Origin of the sequence: Cupriavidus necator, from assembly GCF_013141915.1 — a bacterium.
Lineage (GTDB): Bacteria > Pseudomonadota > Gammaproteobacteria > Burkholderiales > Burkholderiaceae > Cupriavidus > Cupriavidus necator_B.
This window is the reverse complement of the sequence record NZ_SROX01000001.1, coordinates 750,231-766,772: the sequence shown is the minus strand read 5'-3', so window position 1 is coordinate 766,772 and position 16,542 is coordinate 750,231. Positions and strand designations below refer to the sequence as shown.

The 16,542-nt window shown below is 67.4% G+C and carries 16 protein-coding genes; 11 read left to right on the top strand and 5 right to left on the bottom strand.

Annotated features, from left to right (window positions below):
• Positions 1–60 precede the first annotated feature (60 nt).
• Positions 61–612, top strand: coding sequence for a MarR family winged helix-turn-helix transcriptional regulator (locus E5S69_RS03430; protein ID WP_171513593.1), 552 nt, complete (start codon positions 61–63; stop codon positions 610–612).
• Positions 613–638: 26 nt separating this feature from the next.
• Here E5S69_RS03430 and E5S69_RS03425 read toward each other — a convergent pair whose 3' ends face one another.
• The gene (locus E5S69_RS03425; RefSeq protein WP_171513592.1) at positions 639–1,928 is read right to left on the bottom strand and encodes a hypothetical protein; all 1,290 of its coding nucleotides are present in this window, start codon (positions 1,926–1,928) and stop codon (positions 639–641) included.
• 45 nt (positions 1,929–1,973) lie between these two features.
• Positions 1,974–2,963 carry a Bug family tripartite tricarboxylate transporter substrate binding protein gene (locus tag E5S69_RS03420; RefSeq protein WP_171513591.1) on the bottom strand — a complete coding sequence of 330 codons (990 nt, stop codon included), beginning with the start codon at positions 2,961–2,963 and terminating at the stop codon, positions 1,974–1,976.
• Between the two features lie 144 nt (positions 2,964–3,107).
• Here E5S69_RS03420 and E5S69_RS03415 point away from each other — a divergent pair, with 144 nt between their 5' ends.
• A complete protein-coding gene (locus tag E5S69_RS03415; RefSeq protein ID WP_171513590.1) occupies positions 3,108–4,007 on the top strand; it encodes a LysR substrate-binding domain-containing protein in 900 nt (299 codons plus the stop codon).
• A 26-nt stretch (positions 4,008–4,033) separates the two neighbouring features.
• Here the strand turns inward: E5S69_RS03415 and E5S69_RS03410 are convergent, their stop codons facing one another.
• Entirely contained in the window at positions 4,034–4,726 is a 693-nt protein-coding gene (locus E5S69_RS03410) for an alpha/beta hydrolase (RefSeq protein ID WP_171513589.1), read from the bottom strand.
• A 175-nt stretch (positions 4,727–4,901) separates the two neighbouring features.
• Entirely contained in the window at positions 4,902–5,843 is a 942-nt protein-coding gene (locus tag E5S69_RS03405) for a LysR substrate-binding domain-containing protein (RefSeq protein WP_171513588.1), read from the bottom strand.
• A gap of 173 nt (positions 5,844–6,016) precedes the next feature.
• Between E5S69_RS03405 and E5S69_RS03400 the strand changes: the two genes are divergently transcribed.
• Genes E5S69_RS03400 through E5S69_RS03390 form a run of 3 tightly spaced genes read left to right on the top strand, consistent with a single transcriptional unit; the run spans position 6,017 to position 9,299 of the window.
• A complete protein-coding gene (locus E5S69_RS03400) occupies positions 6,017–7,009 on the top strand; it encodes a Bug family tripartite tricarboxylate transporter substrate binding protein (protein ID WP_171513587.1) in 993 nt (330 codons plus the stop codon).
• A gap of 45 nt (positions 7,010–7,054) precedes the next feature.
• Complete coding sequence (locus tag E5S69_RS03395) at positions 7,055–8,074, top strand: DUF1338 domain-containing protein (RefSeq protein WP_216621191.1); 1,020 nt, start codon at positions 7,055–7,057, stop codon at positions 8,072–8,074.
• 13 nt (positions 8,075–8,087) lie between these two features.
• Positions 8,088–9,299: a PLP-dependent aminotransferase family protein gene (locus E5S69_RS03390; protein WP_171513586.1), complete on the top strand. Its 1,212-nt coding sequence runs from the start codon at positions 8,088–8,090 to the stop codon at positions 9,297–9,299.
• A 34-nt stretch (positions 9,300–9,333) separates the two neighbouring features.
• Here E5S69_RS03390 and E5S69_RS03385 read toward each other — a convergent pair whose 3' ends face one another.
• Positions 9,334–10,164 (bottom strand): FadR/GntR family transcriptional regulator, encoded by an 831-nt coding sequence (locus tag E5S69_RS03385; RefSeq protein ID WP_171513585.1) that lies wholly within the window; start codon positions 10,162–10,164, stop codon positions 9,334–9,336.
• Positions 10,165–10,565: 401 nt separating this feature from the next.
• Between E5S69_RS03385 and E5S69_RS03380 the strand changes: the two genes are divergently transcribed.
• The 6 genes from E5S69_RS03380 to E5S69_RS03355 all read left to right on the top strand — a co-directional run bounded on the left by E5S69_RS03380 (position 10,566) and on the right by E5S69_RS03355 (position 16,538).
• Positions 10,566–11,768, top strand: a complete 1,203-nt coding sequence (locus E5S69_RS03380) for an ABC transporter substrate-binding protein (RefSeq protein WP_171513584.1) — start codon at positions 10,566–10,568, stop codon at positions 11,766–11,768.
• A 111-nt stretch (positions 11,769–11,879) separates the two neighbouring features.
• On the top strand, positions 11,880–12,737 hold the full coding sequence (locus tag E5S69_RS03375) for a branched-chain amino acid ABC transporter permease (protein WP_171513583.1): 858 nt from the start codon (positions 11,880–11,882) through the stop codon (positions 12,735–12,737).
• Positions 12,737–13,732, top strand: a complete 996-nt coding sequence (locus E5S69_RS03370; RefSeq protein WP_171513582.1) for a branched-chain amino acid ABC transporter permease — start codon at positions 12,737–12,739, stop codon at positions 13,730–13,732. Before E5S69_RS03375 ends, E5S69_RS03370 begins: the two co-directional genes overlap by 1 nt.
• Positions 13,729–14,505, top strand: coding sequence for an ABC transporter ATP-binding protein (locus E5S69_RS03365; protein ID WP_171513581.1), 777 nt, complete (start codon positions 13,729–13,731; stop codon positions 14,503–14,505). The genes E5S69_RS03370 and E5S69_RS03365 overlap by 4 nt, the downstream gene beginning before the upstream one ends.
• On the top strand, positions 14,502–15,206 hold the full coding sequence (locus E5S69_RS03360) for an ABC transporter ATP-binding protein (protein WP_171513580.1): 705 nt from the start codon (positions 14,502–14,504) through the stop codon (positions 15,204–15,206). Before E5S69_RS03365 ends, E5S69_RS03360 begins: the two co-directional genes overlap by 4 nt.
• A gap of 48 nt (positions 15,207–15,254) precedes the next feature.
• Entirely contained in the window at positions 15,255–16,538 is a 1,284-nt protein-coding gene (locus E5S69_RS03355; RefSeq protein ID WP_171513579.1) for a Zn-dependent hydrolase, read from the top strand.
• Positions 16,539–16,542: the final 4 nt, after the last annotated feature.

The window sequence follows — 16,542 nt, the reverse complement described above, 5'->3', positions numbered from 1 at the left end:
GGACGGGAAGCTAACACCGGCCGATATAATTGACAAAGTCAACTAAATTTCGGGCGTGGCATGGCACACGACAACGGCGGCACCCGCCTGCAGCGGCCGCGGCGGCTGGCCGATTTCATCAACTACCGGGTCTATCACCTGAACCGCGTCGCGCTCGGCGCGGCCGCGCTGCACCTGCGCGCGCGGGCTGGCGTGACGCGGCGCGAATGGCGCATGATTGCCTTCCTGGGCGAGCAGCCCGGCACGCGGCTGACCGAACTGGCCGACAGCGCCGGGCTCGACAAGGTGCTGGCCAGCCGCGCCGTCCACGCGTTGGTGGAACGCGGCCTGGTGCGCCGCGAAACACGCGCGCAGGACCGGCGTGCGGCGGCCTTCACGCTGACCGAGGCCGGCACAGCGGTTTACCGCGCCGCCTTCGAGCAGGCGCGTGACTTCAATACGCGGCTGGCCGCCTGCCTGTCTGCCGAAGAGGCCCGGGTTCTGTCACGCTGCCTGGACAAGCTGCAGGCACAGGCCGGCGCCATGCTGGCCGAGGCCCAGGCGTTGCCGCAGCCGGCGGGCGAGGCGCCGGCGTGGGAACTGCAGCAGTTGTGGCGCGCGGAGAAAAAGTAGCGCTGCGGTCTTGGGGCGGTGCGCCGTCATGCAGCCACGAAATCGGCGTCGAGGACGTACATCTGCCGGTCGCCTTCATGGATCGAATCGATGCAAATCTCCGTGCCATGGCGGCTCCAGCGTGGATGCAGATCACACCGGTTCTCTTTCTTCAGGTCGGGGCTGGTGTAGAACGTGCCGATGTCGTAGCGCACATCGCGCTCGACATGGTAGAGGAACAGCACACGCTCGTTGGTCTGCGCATCTGGGTAGGTATCGCTGAGCAACCATTGCGGATGCGTGCGCGAGAACGTCATGTGGCCGTTCTCGGTCAGCAAGCCCGCGCCGATTACCGTGACCTCACCGCCGGCCCGGTCTTCGTACAGGTGGTAGTGGATGCTGCCGTCATGCGGGCCCCAGACGATGATGTGCGTGTCGTTCTTCCATAACGGATGCGAGATCTGGTACTCCGACTTCTCGTAGTCGAAAGTGCCCACTGCATCCGGATCGAAGTGCCCGGCCAGTTGTGGCAACGGATGGTCGGAACACTCCAGCAGCCGCATGTCCGAGCCGTCCGGGTTGACGGTGATCAGGCGATGCAGGAAGCAGGTCTCGTCCTCGACGCGTTCGGTCCAGCGGTGCAGGAACAGTACGCGCGAAGACGACGGATTGATCTCGATGTGGCTGACCCAGTGGATCGCCTTGTCCATCGAAGCCACGGGATGGAAATCGCGGAGATCCTGGTAGCTGACGATCAGGCGCGACTGCCCGGTTTCGATCTCCATGGCATGGATGCCATCGTGCGCCGGCGCCAGTTCTGGCGACGGCCGCGCGCGCAGCGAGCTTTCATCGCTGTAGCCGATGGTCGGGTGCGTCACGTAGAGCCGGCGGTAGTCGACACATAACGCATAGCGGCTGTCTGGCGCGACGACGTACACGGGCATGGGCAGGTAGCGCAAGGAGCCGTTCTCGACGTCGCAGACCGCAGCGCCCAGGCCGGGATAGAAAACCGATTCGTCATCGATGCGGCAGTTGTAGATCACCTGCCGGCCGGGCGCGCCGTCCAGCCATTGCAGCTGCGCGCCCATCTGCCAGTTCCAGGCCCGGGTTTCGCCAACGGTGACGAAACGGTCCTGATCGTGGGTGTCGAAATAGCCGATCTGCGCCACTAGGTCGGGCGTTAGGTCGGCGTCGGCCATGGGGACCCGGTGCGCGAGCATGTAGCGGTCACCGCGATCCCACGGGCTCTTGTTGTAGTAGCCGAAGAAGTGATGGTACTTGCCGTCGCCAAGGCGGCGGCAAGGAAGGGGCAGGCGTTGAATGGCTGGGTGTTGCATGGGCATGCGCGAAGTTGACGATTGTGAAGCCGATGCGGTGTCGGTTTATTCAGCGTTGAGCTTTGCCTTCTTGATGACCTCGTCCCAGCGCGCCTTCTCCGCGCCAATGAATTTCGAGGCCGCATCACGGGTATTGGCGACCGGGGTCATGCCTTGCTCGGCGAGTCCGTTGCGGAACTCTGGCGCGGTGACAATGCCGCGGATGTCGGCATTCAGTTTGTCGGCAATGACGTCGGGCACTTTGGCGCCTACCGCGATGGTGGTCCATGAGGTTGCCACCAGGCCGGGCACACCCGATTCCGCCGCGGTGGGCACCTCGGGCAGCGCCGGCAAGCGCGTCTTGCCGGTCACGGCGATGGCGCGCAGCTTGCCGGCACGGATGTAGCCCAGCGTGGTCGGTGGATTCTCGAACATCATGTCGATCTGGCCGCCCAGCAGGTCGGCCATGGCGGCCGAACTGCCCTTGTAGGGCACGTGCGTCAGCGGTGCGCCCGTGGCAACCCGGAACTGCTCGCCGATCATGTGCACCGACGAACCGACCCCGGCCGAACCGAACGTCATGCCCTGCGGCCGCTTGCTGGCGGTCTCGGCAAGCTGCTTCAGGCTCGTCACCTGGATCTGCGGATTGACCACGACCACATGCGGCATCTCCGCCAGCACGGTCACGACCTTCAGGTCGGCCGCCGGGTTGTAGTTCAGCTTGGGGTAGGTGCCATAGGTCGCGTGCAGGCCGATGGAGCCGAGCAGCAGCGTATAGCCATCGGGCGGGGCGTCGGCGACGGCCTTGCCGCCGATATGTCCGCCCGCACCCGGGCGGTTCTCCACCACCACGGTCTGGCCATACAGCTTGCCCAGCCGGTCAGCCAGCATGCGTGCCTGCAGGTCAGAGCTGCCGCCCGCGCTGAACGGGACGATCAGGCGGATGGCGTGGTCCGGGTAGGCGGCGTGGGCGCTGCCTGCGAGCAGGGACAGGGTGCCGGCAAGCAGGGCGGTGATCGGGGGCAGGCAGCGTGCTTTTTTCAGCTGGCGCGGCATCGGGAGTCTCCTGAGTCAGTCTGGCCAAGCGGCCGTTGGTCGGAGCCAAGTGTAGGCGTGGCGCCCAATGCCGAAAAATTCAATTTTGCGCAGTGTCTATGCGCGTTTGATATACACTCGGCCGGCTTGCCACGACTTGCCCCTATGCCGCGCCCGCCCACTTTCCGCGAAATCGAAGCGTTTCGCGCCGTCATGCTGACCGGCACGACGACCGCCGCCGCAGCCATGCTGCACACCACCCAGCCATCGGTGAGCCGGCTGTTGACGCAGATGCAGTCCGGCGCCGACCTCAAGCTGTTCGATATGGACAAAGGCCGCTTGCGCCCGACGCCGGAAGCGCAACGGCTGTTCGAAACGGTGCAGGGCCATTTCCAGGGGCTGGCACGTATCGGCCAGGAGGTGGACCTGCTGCGCCGGTCCGGTACGGGATGGCTGCGGCTGGGGTGCACGCCGGCGCTGGGGCTCGGGCTGATGCCTGGCATCCTGGCCAGGTTCATCGCGCTGCATCCCGAGGTCCATGTCGACTTGCAAACGGTGGGCAGCCACCAGCTCAGCGAAGGGCTGTTGCATGGACGCTTCGACCTGGTGCTGGCGACCGGGCGGCTGGATCATCCGCAATTCGACATCCAGGTGATGCACCGTGCGCGCGCCGTTTGCGTGATGCACGCGGGGCACCCGCTCGCTGCGCGAAAGCGCCTCCATGCCTCCCACCTGGCGGGGCAGCGCCTGCTGACGCTGAATGCGGATGACGAACTCTCGATCGCGCTGTGGCAGGCGTTGCGCGATGCCGGGGCCGAACCGGCCGCGACGCTGCAGACCACTTACTCCGGAACGATCTGCGGCCTCGCCGCGGAGGGCGCAGGCATCGGCATCGTCAATCCTTATGCGGCACGTGTCTTCGCGCAGGCCCTGCGCGTGGTGCCGCTCGAGCCTGCGTGCGTGGTGGAGGTGCGCATGGCCCGCCCCAGTCACCTTGCCAATTCCGGCATGGCGGACGCCTTTGCCGAACTGGTGGCGCAAGCGCTGGCGGCGGCGCCGGCATGAACGTGCCGGCGCCCGGCGCAGAGCGCCTATTGCAGCGCCGATGCCGCTTCGTCGATCAGTGCCGCGACTTCCGCGGCCCTGGATGAAAGGGAGGCATGGCTGGCATCCAGCGTGATGACGCGCCTGGCATGCATGCGCTCCGACATCATCTTCTGGTTCTCCGGCGCGATCATGCGGTCCTGGCTCGAGAGCTGGTACCACGAAGGCTTGCTCTTCCAAGCCGGCGTAGTAATGGTGTCGCCGAAGGTGCCGGCCAGTGGCGCCTTCTGGGTGACGGCCATGACCAGCGCTTCATCCTCGGTAAGGTCCTGGCAGAAGCTCTCCTGGAACTTCGCGGCCTTGAGCCACAGGTAGCCGTCGCCGTCGGGCTCGAGATTTGGCGCCGCAACTGGCAAATGTTGCTGGGTCAACGCACCGGGACTCTCGCCTGCATCCGGCGCAAAGGCGGCGATGTACACCAGGCCCTTCACGTTGGCGGCATTGCCTGCCTCGGTGATCACCGCGCCGCCATAGGAATGCCCTGCGAGCAGCACCGGGCCGTCGACGCTCGCCACCATCTTTTGCGTACGTTCGACATCGTCTGCGAGGGAAGTCAGCGGAAGTTCCACTGCACGCATGCCGCTATGTCCGAGCCGAGCCAGCTCGACGATGACCTTGCCCCAATGGGCGGCACCTCCCCAAAAACCGTGCACCAGGACGACTGTCGGTTTGTTTGCCATGGCATGACTCCTGAAGTTGAGTATGTATTCCGCCGTTGCTCTCGCCCGCGGTGCGCCGGTCCGTCGCGGCACGCGCCAGCGTGTGCGGCTGTATGGATATAGATGATGATCCGCGAAAAAAATAGCGCGGCCGGGCCGCTTTTTTGGGGGGAGGCGCCGGGCGAGCGCGGCGTCCTCAAGCCGCCGTGGCTGGCTCCGGTGCTTCGGAACCCGTAGCCTGCCCCCGGGCAAATGCCGCGGCAGCCTCCTGCAGCCAGGTACGCAGGTGCTGCATGGCAGGGCTCACCGGGCGCGTATCGGGCAGGACCAGGTAATACGCGCTGGTGGAGCGCAACGACCGCGCCACGGGGCTCACCAGTTGCCCGCTCGCCAAGTATTCCTCTACCAGGAAGCGCGGCACCAGCCCGATCCCCAGGCCGGCGCGCGCCGCCGCGATCACCATGCTGTGGTGGTCGAAGCGGGCCCCGCGCATGGCGTTGACGTCGTCGATGCCGGCCGCCTCCATCCACTGCTTCCAGCCAAAACTGCGCGTGGCCAGGTGCAGCAGCGGCGCGTGCGCGATGTCATGCGCGTCGATGCGCGGCTTGCGGCCAAACAGCTCCGGATGGCATACCGCGACGGACTCTTCGCCGAACAGCAGGTCCGCCCGCGCGCCGGGATAGACGGCTTCGCCGAAGTGGATCGCTGCGTCATAGGGCGTGCCATCGAACAGGAACACGTCCGACTGGGCACTGATATTGACCACGACCTTGGGATGCCGTGCGTAGAAGTCGGGCAGCCGCGGGATCAGCCATTCCACGGCAAGAGTCGGCACGCAGGCCAGCTCGACGGTGCCGCCGGCTCCCTCATGCGCCATCACCTCGAGGGTATCGCGCTGCAGCTTGCGCAGCATCTCGCGCACCTGCGCACTGTAGAGCGCACCGGCCGCGGTCAGCGTGATGCGCTGGTTGGCGCGGTGAAAAAGCTGCACGCCGAGCAGGCTTTCCAGCGCGGCAATCTGGCGCGAGACCGCGCTTTCCGTGATGAACAGGTCGGCGGCCGCACGGCGCAGGTTCAGGTGCAGCGCGGCCGCTTCAAAGGCGCGCAGGCTGGAAAGACTGGGAAGGCGTTGCCGCATTGCAGGGACGTCGGGCTGTAGTTGATGACATAAAGTCATCATCCTATACCGAAATCTCGCTTGAACCGGTGCACTTGATGAGAAATGATTCGGTCCTGGTCCCGCCGCGTGCTCCTCGATCCCCCGGTCGCGGCACCGCCATAACGACAACCACCAGGTAGACAGGAGATTTCATGAAACGCTTGTTCAGCGCGCTGGCCGCCGGCACCTTTGCCGTCGGCATGACGATGTCCGGCATCGCTGCCGCCGAGGATTTCCCCGCCAAGCCCGTGCGCATCATCGTGCCGTATCCGCCGGGCGGCACCACCGACATGGTGGCGCGGCTGGTCGGCGAGCGGCTGGCGGTGCAGTGGAAGCAGTCCGTCGTGGTGGACAACCGGCCCGGCGCGGGCGGCATCGTCGGCACCGGCGCCGCTGCCAAGTCCACGGCCGACGGTTACACGCTGCTGATGGGCTCGGTGGGCGAATTCGGCATCAACCCGACCTTGTACAAAAAACTGCCCTATGACGCCGCCGCTGATTTCGCGCCGGTGTCGATGGTGGCGCGCGTGCCCAACGTGCTGGTGCTGTCGCCGGCATTTGCCGAGCGGGCCCGTGTGCAGACGTTGGCGGAGTTCATCGCCTACCTGAAGGCCAACCCGAAGCGCGTCAATATGGCGTCGGCGGGCAACGGCACCTCTACGCACCTGGCCGGCGAGCTGTTCCAGCGCATGACCGGCACCGAGATGAGCCATGTCGCCTACAAGGGCAGCAGCCCGGCGATCGCCGACCTGATGGGCGGCAGCGTCGACGTGATGTTCGACAACCTGCCGGCGTCGCTGCCGTTCATCCGCTCCGGCAAGCTCAAGGCGCTGGCGGTGACCACGCCAGCGCGCTCATCCGCACTGCCCAATGTGCCGACGGTGGCCGCCGCCGGCCCCGTGCAGGGTTTCGACGCCAGCCCGTGGTTCGGCCTGCTGGCGCCGCGCGGCGTACCCAGCGCGGTGGCGCAGAAGATCAGCCAGGACCTGGCGCTCGTGCTCGGCGATCCCGCGGTACAGGCGCGCATGCGCGACCTGGGCGCGGAACCGGCGCCAGGCACCCCTGAAGCCTTTGCCGAGGTGCTGAAGAAAGACCGCCAGAAGTGGGGCGAGATCGTGCGGCTGTCCGGCGCGTCGGTGGACTGAACGCCGTTGTTGATTTCCTTCTTGTTTGCGAGCTTTCCCTTCATCATGAGCCACATCACCCAACTCGTTTCCCTGCACCTTGGCGCCGCCGGCGCTGAACGCCTTGCCAGCCTCGTGGACGCGCCCACGCAGCTGCCGGCCGCCGAAGCCGGGCGCCCGTCGCGCGCCGAGATCGCCCACGCGCTGAACCTGGTGCTGTTCGCCGGCATCCTCGAGCGCGTGCCGACCGGCAAGGCCTACACCGAAGACGTGGCCGCAGCGGGCGGCAAGGTCCACTTTGACCATGGCGCGCTGCGCACGGTGCGCTGGCCTGACCACGGCGCGCTGCCCGCCGGCGAGGCCGCCTTCACGCGCATCCTGCGTCCGCTGGGCTACCGGCTCAACGGCACCTATCCGCTCGACCGGATCGGCATGACGGGCCGCTCGTACGCGCATGAGGATGCGCCGGAAGAGATTGCGCAGTTCTTTGTCAGCGAGCTGCATCCCGAGCGTTTCAGCGAAGGGTTCCAGCAGGCCGTCGGCCGCGTCACGCGCACTTCGGTGGATCCGCTCACGCCGCGCGCGCAGGCATTGCTGTGGGAACTCGAGCGAGACGGGGCGCTGCCGCTGGCGGAGGCCGGCGAACTGATCGGTGCGCTGGCGCGCTGCTTCGAGCGCCAGCACGCCACGCCCACGCTGGCCGACTATGAGGCCCTGCTGGCCGAATCGGCGGAGATGGCGTGGATCGCCACCGAGGGCAATGCCTTCAACCACGCGACGGACCGCGTCGACGACGTGTTCGCGCTGGCTGAGGCGCAGAAGCGCCTGGGGCGGCCGATGAAGGACAAGGTGGAAGTGTCCCGCAGCGGCCGCGTGCGCCAGACCGCCTTCCGCGCCGACCCGGTACGCCGCGCCTTTGTCGGCGCGGACGGCGCCGAGGTGGTGCGCGAAGTGCCTGGTTCGTTCTACGAGTTCATCACCCGCGACCGCTACGTGGACGACGCGCAGGCGGTCACGCGCACCGACCTGGGCTTCGATGCCGGCAATGCGCAGGGCATCTTCAAGATGACCGCCGCCGCATGCTGAGGCCGACCCGACCATGACCACCTACCCGTTCGTTCCCGCCCTGCGCGAGCCGCAAGGCTCACCGATCCGCGAGTTGTTCAAGTATCTGTCGGATCCGGAGATGATCTCCTTCGCGGGCGGCTACCCCTCGGCCGCGCTGTTCGATGCCGAAGGCATCGGCGCCGCATCCGCGCAGGCGCTGCGCGAACGGCCCGCCGAATGCCTGCAGTACGGCGCGACCGAAGGCGTACCCGCGTTGCGCGACGCGCTCGCGGCGCTGATGGCGGAGCGCGGCGCCGCGGTGGCGCGGGACGAACTGCTGGTCACCAGCGGCTCGCAGCAGGGCTTTGATTTCCTGGTGCGCGTGCTGGTGGAGCCGGGCAGCGTGGTGCTGGTCGAGGAGCCGACCTATTCGGCGACGCTGCAGGCGCTGCGCCTGGCGGGCGCCGACGTGCGCGGCGTACCGTCCGACCAGCACGGCATGGACGTCGACGCGCTCGCGGCCATGCTGGCCGATGGCGTGCTCCGCCCGCGGCTGATCTACACGGTGCCGACCTTCGCCAACCCGACCGGTGCCACGCTATCGCACGCGCGCCGGCTGCGCCTGCTGGAGCTGGCGGCCCGGCACCAGGTGGTGCTGGTCGAGGACGATCCCTATGGTGCGCTGAGCTTCGACGGCGCCGCGCCGCCCGCGTTGCTGGCGCTCAGTGGCGAAGTGCCCGGCGCCCGTCCGTGGCTGGTACACCTCGCCAGCCTGTCGAAGACGCTCGCGCCCGGCCTGCGCATCGGCTGGATGGTGGCTGCCCCGGAAATCATCCGCCGTGCCGTGATTGCCAAGCAGGTATCGGATCTCTGCACGCCGCCGTGGATCCAGCTGGCGGTCGCGCAGTACCTGGCAGACGGCCGCTTGCCTGCGCAGGTGGCGCGCGAGATCACGTTCTACCGCGACAAGCGCGACCGGCTGGCCGAATCGCTGCGGCTGGCCTTCGGCGGCCGCATCCGTTTTGCCTTGCCCGCCGGAGGCATGTTCCTGTGGGCCTCGCTGGACGGCATTGATGACGCCGCCGCGCTGCTGCCGCATGCGATCGCGGAGAAGGTGTTGTTCGTCCCCGGTGCCGGCTTCTATGCGGCGGGCCGCGCGCGGCCAGCGTTCCGTCTTTCGTTTGCCGGCGCGGCCCCGGCCCAGATCGCCGAAGGCGTGGCGCGGCTGGCGCGGGCGGCGGCGCGGCTGGACGCAGCCGGTTGACGCGATAGCAGGTGCGTCGTTTGCACCCGCCGCCTCATGCAGGCGCGTCGTCTGCCGGCAGCATCCGGCCGCGCCGCGGCATTTCGGAGTCGAGCACCAGGCGCCCATGGACGCGTCCGTTCATGCGCGTGACGTAATGCGTGCACTCTTCCATATGGGCTGACATCAGCGTGCGTACGGTCTCGGCGTCGCGCTGGCGCGCCGCCTTGACAATGCGCTTGTGGAACTTGACGTTGGCCGCGCCGAATTTCTCGTGCTCGCAGGCAGGCGTGTCGTTGCCGAACACCACCAGCTGGCGGATCATCTCGTTGATCAGTTCGCAGGAAAACCGCAGCATCGGGTTGGGATTGGCCGCGGCCAGGATGTCGTGGAAGGTCAGGTCTTCCTGGCGCTGGTCCAGCAGCGGCGTCGCGGCCGCGGCCGATGCCGGGTCGCACAGGTCGATGGTGCGTTCCAGCGCGTTGAAGTCGTCCTCGGTGAGGTGCGGCACCGCGCCGGCGGCCAGCTCGGGTTCCAGCAGCCGGCGCACGGTATAGATGTCGGCAATGCCGACGTCCTTGAAGAACAGGTAGTTCTGCATCAGCTGGAAGGTGCGGTCCAGCGGCACTTCCACGATCGTGCCCCCGCCCGCCGGCCCGGTGCTGACCCGGATCAGGCCTTGCACTTCCAGCGACTTGAGTGCCTCGCGGATCGTGCTCTTGCTGACCGAGAACATCTGCTGCAGCTTGACCTCGTGCGGCAGCTTGTCGCCAGGACGCAGGTTGCGCTGGGTAATCAGCCGCTTGAGCTCTTCCGCCACCAGGTCCGCGCGCTTTTGCCTGCGGATCTCGATGGCCCCGGTCTTGCCCTCCCGAAACATCGCCATTGCTCTTTCCTTGTCATGCGCCCGGGCCTGGAGGCCTGGGCGCTTGCATTCTAGCCAAGCGCGGCTGCCGCTGGCTTGCCCCAGCGCCGTGCATGTTGCCCCGTTGGCCGTCATGGCTGGTGCGCCCCGCACCTTTTTGTCCCGCCCCCCCGCAACTCAGGGGCGCCGGGGCCTGGAGCTTGCGTAAACCCTGATCTTCCCTTTGTTGACAACGGTTCCGGCCGACTTCTAAGATGATTCTATTCTATTTATACGTATAAATAGAATAAACAGGTTCGATTCTTGCTCGGTCATGCCGGCGCCGGGCGAAGTCACCAGCATGTCGGGGAGATGGTGCAGCGCCACCTGGCGTTGGCCAGCCTTTCGCCCCGCGCCCCATCCCACAGACCGAGGAGTGAGCCTTGAATCGTCGTGACCTGCTGAAACTGGCGGCGCTGTCCGCCGTCCCCACCTCGCTAATCCATGGCCGGAGCGCCGTTGCCGCGGGCGAGGCGCTGGAGTTTGGCTGCCCGGTGCCCATGTCGGGCGCCTTCGCCGCCAACGGCAAGTTTGCCGACCTGGGCATGCGGCTTGCCGTTGACCAGTACGGCCAGGTGCTGGGCCGGCCGCTGCGCTACAGCGTGCTCGATACCGAAGGCAAGCCCGCCACCGCGGTGCGCAAGGTGCAGGAGCTGGCGCAGCAGAAGTCGGCACGCTACTTCGCCGGCGGCATCCTGTCGTCAGAGTCGCTGGCGATGGGCAAGGAGGCGGAAAAGTTCGGCGGCGTGTTCGTAACCACCGCGGGGGCCGACGAGATCACCGGCAAGGACTGCAACCGCGCCACCTTCCGCTGGTCGGTGCCGACCTTCGGCGCGATCGAGCGCACCGTGCGGCCGCTGGTCGAAGCGATGCCCAAGGCGAAGCGCTGGTACACCATCACGCCGCAATACGTGTTTGGCGACGGGCTGCTGTCTGCCGCCAAGGCGATCTTCAAGGAGAAGGGCATCGAGCACGTGGGCAACAGCTACCACGCCCTGACCGAGAAGGAATTCAGCGGCTACCTGACCAATGCGATGGCCGCCAAGCCGGACGTGCTGCTGATCCTGAACTTCGGCTCGCAGTCCGCCGACACGCTGCGCCAGGCGGTCAGCTTCGGCATGAAGAAGAACACCACCATCCTGCTGGCCTGGGCTTCGGGGCTGGAACAGTTCGAGTCCCTCGGCGCCGACCTGTGCGAGGGCGTTTATTTCGGCGCGCAGTACTGGCACGGCGTCGATACGCCGCTGAACCGCGACCTGGTCAAGCGCACCCAGGCCAAGTTCAAGGCCAATCCCAACTACAGCCTGGCGGGCTCGTACATCTGCACCAAGATCATGGTGGACGGCATGATCAAGGCCGGCAGCGCTGACCCGAAGGCCGTGGTCGCCGCGCTCGAAGGCATGAAGTACGAGGGCCTGACCGGGCCCGAGGAAATCCGCGCCGCCGACCACCAGGTGCTGAAGAACTATTACCTGCTCAAGGGCAAGGCCAAGTCCCGCATGAAGGACAAGGACGACTACGCCGAGATCGTCAGCGTCGGCAAGGCCTTCCTGCCGGTCGACCAGACCCAGTGCAAGATGGCCTGAGGCCATGACACTGCGGGGCCGCCGCCCCGGCAGACAGCACCCTGAAGCACACCGAAGCACCATGCCAAGCAGTGTCGCGCGGCATGGCGGCTTCCTACATCCGTACGACTCATGAACGTCTATCTGTTGCAGGTGATCAACGGCGTCGGGATCGGCATGCTCTACTTTTTGCTCGCGGTAGGGCTGTCGATCGTTTTCGGGCTGTTGCGCTTCGTTAATTTCGCCCACGGCGCGTTCTATGCGCTGGGGGCCTACCTCTGCTTCCAGGCGCTGCAGTTCGGCATGAATTTCTGGATGGCGCTGGTGCTCGCCCCGGTCGTCATCGGCGCGCTGGCATGGCTGACCGAGAAGCTCATGCTGCGCCACGTCTACGCGCAGCCGCACGAGTTCCACATCCTGGTCACGGTCGGCCTGGCGCTGGCCATCCAGGAACTCATCATCGTCGGCTGGGGGCCACTCGGCGTCGACGTGCCGCCGCCGGACGCGCTGCAGGGGGTGGTGATGTGGGGCGACTTCATCTACCCCAAATACCGCCTGTTCGTGATCGGCTTTACCGGCCTGCTGGCCATCGGCCTGTGGTGGTTGCTGGAAGGCACGCGGCTGGGCAGCGCGGTGCGCGCGGGCAGCGAATCCACCGAGATGGTGTCGCTGCTCGGCATCAACGTGTTCCGCCTGTTCAGCCTGATGTTCGCGCTGGGGGCCGCCACCGCCGCGCTTGCCGGCGTGCTGGCGGCGCCGATCCGCGGCGCCGAGCCGTTCATGGGCGTCGAGGCGCTGGGCGTGGCCTTCATCGTGGTCGTGGTGGGAGGCATGGGCAGCTTCACCGGCGCGCTGGTGGGCGGCTTGCTGGTCGGCGTGGTGCAAAGCCTGATGAGCACGCTGTGGCCCGAAGGCGCGCGGCTGATGATCTATGTCGCCATGGCCGCGGTGCTGCTGCTGCGTCCGCATGGCTTGCTGGGGAGGGGATGATGGCTATGGAAAGACAAGGGTTCTTGCGCTACCGCTTCTGGTGGCTGGCGCTTGGTGTCGCGCTGCTGCTACCGCTGACCATGCGCTCCGGCACGCTCGCCACCGAAGTGCTGATCTACGCAATGGCCGCGATGGCGTGCAACCTGCTGCTCGGCTACACCGGCCTGCTGTCATTCGGCCAGGGGATCTTCTTCGGGCTGGGCAGCTACGCGGTGGGGCTGGCACTGACCCGCGCCAGCCTGCCGATGCCGCTGGCGCTGCTGCTGGCAGTCGCGATCGGCGCGGCGGCGGCGGCGCTGGTGGGCTGGTTTGCAATCCGGCAGCGCGGCACCTACTTCGTGATGCTGACGCTGGCGTTCGCGCAGATGTTCTACTTCCTCGCCTATACGGCGCCCGGCCTGACCGGCGGCGACAACGGGCTGCTCGACATCCCGCGTCCGCCGCTGTCCGTGGCCGGCCACGCGCTGGTGTCGCTGGCGTCGCCGTGGCAGTTCTATGGCTTTGTCGCGGTGCTGTTCCTGGCGGTCTTCCTTGCGGTGCTGCGCGTGACCGAGTCCGTGCTTGGCCGCACGCTGCTGGCGATCCGCGACAACGAAGAGCGCGCCCTGGCGGTCGGCTACAACGTCAAGGCGTTCAAGCTGCTGGCGTTCATGGTCTCCGGCGCGGTCACCGGATTGGCCGGCGCGCTGCACGCGATGCTGACCGGGATCGCGCCGCTGGCCAATATCGACTACCACGCCAGCGAGATGATCCTGGTGATGACCGTGATCGGCGGCACCGGAAATATCTTCGCGTCGGTGCTGGGCGCGGCCTTCTATGTGCTGCTGGCGGACTGGCTGTCGACGCTGTGGCCGCGCTGGCTGATGCTGCTGGGCTTTCTGCTGATCGCCGTCAGCCTGTTCATGCAGCGCGGGCTGTGGGGGCTGGGCGCCACGACATGGGAGCGACTGCGCGGCGTGCGCCGCGCGCCCGCCACGCAGGAGGAACGCGCATGAGCCCCACCACCATCCCCATCCTCGAAGCCACCGGCGTCGTCAAGCAGTACGGCAAGTTCATGGCGCTCGGCGGGGTCGACCTGCGCGTGATGCCGGGCACGATCCATTCGGTGATCGGCCCCAACGGCGCCGGCAAGACCACGCTGTTCCACATGCTGACTGGCACCAAGGAAGTCAGCGCCGGACGCATTCTCTTCGACGGCAAGGACGTCACTGCGGAAGCCGACTACCAGCGGGTCCAGCGCGGCATCGCGCGCTCGTTCCAGGTCACCAGCCTGTTCCCGAGCCTGCCGGTGCGCGAGAACCTGCGCCTCGCCGCGCTGGGCACGTCGCCGCGCAAGGCCATGAGCGGATGGCGCTTGCCGGTGGGCGCGCTGGCCTGCGGCGAGGTCGTCGACCAGGTGCTGGAGCGGCTGGAACTGACGCGCGTCGCAGACAGCGCGGCGGGCGTGCTGTCGCACGGCCAGCAGCGGCGCCTGGAGGTCGGCATGGCGCTGGCCGCGCGGCCGCGCGCGATCTTCCTGGACGAGCCCACCTCGGGCATGGGCGTCGACGACCTCGGCGCGATGAAGCGGCTGATCCGCGGGCTGGCGCAGGACCACACGGTCGTGCTGATCGAGCACAACATGGACATCGTCATGGATATCTCGGACACCGTCACGGTGATGCAGCAAGGCAAGGTGCTGATGGAAGGGCCGCCCGCGGCGGTGCGCGGCGATCCGCGCGTGCGCGCCGCCTATCTCGGCAACATGATCACCGGAGGCAAGGGATGATGCTCGACGTACAGGAGATACATGGCTACTACGGCAAAAGCCATGTGCTGCAAGGCGTATCGCTGGCGGTCGGCGAAGGCGAGCTGGTCACGCTGCTGGGGCGCAACGGCGCCGGCAAGTCGACCACGCTCAAGGCCATCGCCGGCGTGGTGCGGCCCAGGGGCGGGCGTGTCGTCTTCCGCGGCCGGGATGTGGCCGGCATGGCGCCGCACCGGATTGCCGCCGACGGCCTGTGCCTGGTGCCCGAGCACCGCGGCATCTTCAAGCTGCTGACGGTGGAAGAGAACCTCAAGCTGGCCGCGCGCCGCGATTCGCCGTGGCAACTGCAGGACATCTACCGCATCTTCCCGCGCCTGCGCGAGCGGCGCGGCAACGGCGGCGCGCAGCTCTCCGGCGGCGAACAGCAGATGCTCGCCATCGGGCGCGCCATGATGAACCATCCGCGCCTGCTGATGCTCGACGAGCCGGTCGAAGGGCTGGCCCCGGTGATCGTCGAAGAGATCGTGGCGCAGCTCAAGGTGATCAAGGCGGCCGGCGTGCCGATCCTGCTGGTGGAGCAGAACCTCGAGGTCTGCACGCAGCTGGCCGACCGGCACGTGATCATCGAGCAGGGCAGGGTGGTCTACACCGGCAGCAACGACGCGTTCCGTGCCGATGAGGCGGTCAAGGACCGCTATCTTGGCGTCGGCCTGGCGGCCTGAACTGGTTCATGCAGGCCGCAATGCCGGCCTGCCGATACGAGGAATGACATGACGACTTTGCAAGCTGCGCGCGAGGCGGTTCCGGCTGCCGGCGCGCGCGCCGACCTGCGCATCGACGGCGAACGCCTGTGGGACACCCTGATGCGCCTGGCCACCATCGGCGCCACGCCCAGGGGCGGCGTATGCCGGCTGGCGCTGACCGACCTGGACCGCCAGGGCCGCGACTTCTTCGTCGCCGAGGCCAGGGCGGCCGGGTGCACGGTCCGCGTCGACGCCATCGGCAATATCTTTGCGCGGCGCGCCGGGCGCGATGATGCCTTGCCACCGGTGATGACCGGCAGCCATATCGACACCCAGCCGACCGGCGGCAAGTTCGACGGCAACTACGGCGTGTTCGCCGGCATCGAAGTGCTGCGCACGCTGGCCGATGCCGGCATCGTCACCGATGCCCCGCTAGAGGTCGCGGTCTGGACCAACGAAGAAGGCTCGCGCTTCGTCCCGGTGATGATGGGCTCGGGCGCGTTCATCGGCGAATTCGCGCTGCCTGACATGCTGCAGCAGCGCGACCGCGATGGCATTTGCGTCGGGCAGGCGCTGCAGGCCATCGGATATGCAGGACCGGAGCCGGTCGGTGCGCGCCCGGTCGGCGCCTACTTTGAAGCGCACATCGAGCAGGGCCCGGTGCTGGAGGCAAACGACACGACCATCGGCGTGGTCACCGGCGCGCTCGGCCAGCGCTGGTACGACGTGGTGCTGACCGGGATGGAAGCGCATGCGGGCCCCACGCCGATGGCGCTGCGCCAGGATGCGCTGCTGGCGGCGTCGGAGCTGGTCGGCATCGTCAACCGCATCGCGCTCGATCATCCCCCGCATGGCCGCGGCACGGTGGGCTGCCTGGCCGTGCATCCCGATTCGCGCAACGTCATCCCCGGCAAGGTGACAATGACGGCGGACCTGCGCGCTGGCGACGACACGGTGCTGTCGGCGATGGACGCGGCGCTGCGCGCGCAGGTTGCCGCATTGGCCGCGCGCAGCGGCATCGCCATCGATTTGCGACAGGTGGTGTACTTCCCGCCGCAGCCGTTCGATGCGCGGCTGGTCGAGGCGGTGCGCAGCGGCGCGCGGCGGCTCGGCCATTCCGCCATGGAGGTAATCAGCGGTGCCGGCCACGACGCGGTCTACCTCGCCCGCGTCGCCCCGGCCGCGATGATCTTCGTGCCGTGCAAGGACGGCATCAGCCACAACGAAATCGAAGACGCGCGGCCCGAGCACCTCGAGGCCGGCTGCAACGTGCTGCTGCACGCCATGCTCGATGCCGCCACGCGGCCATGACACC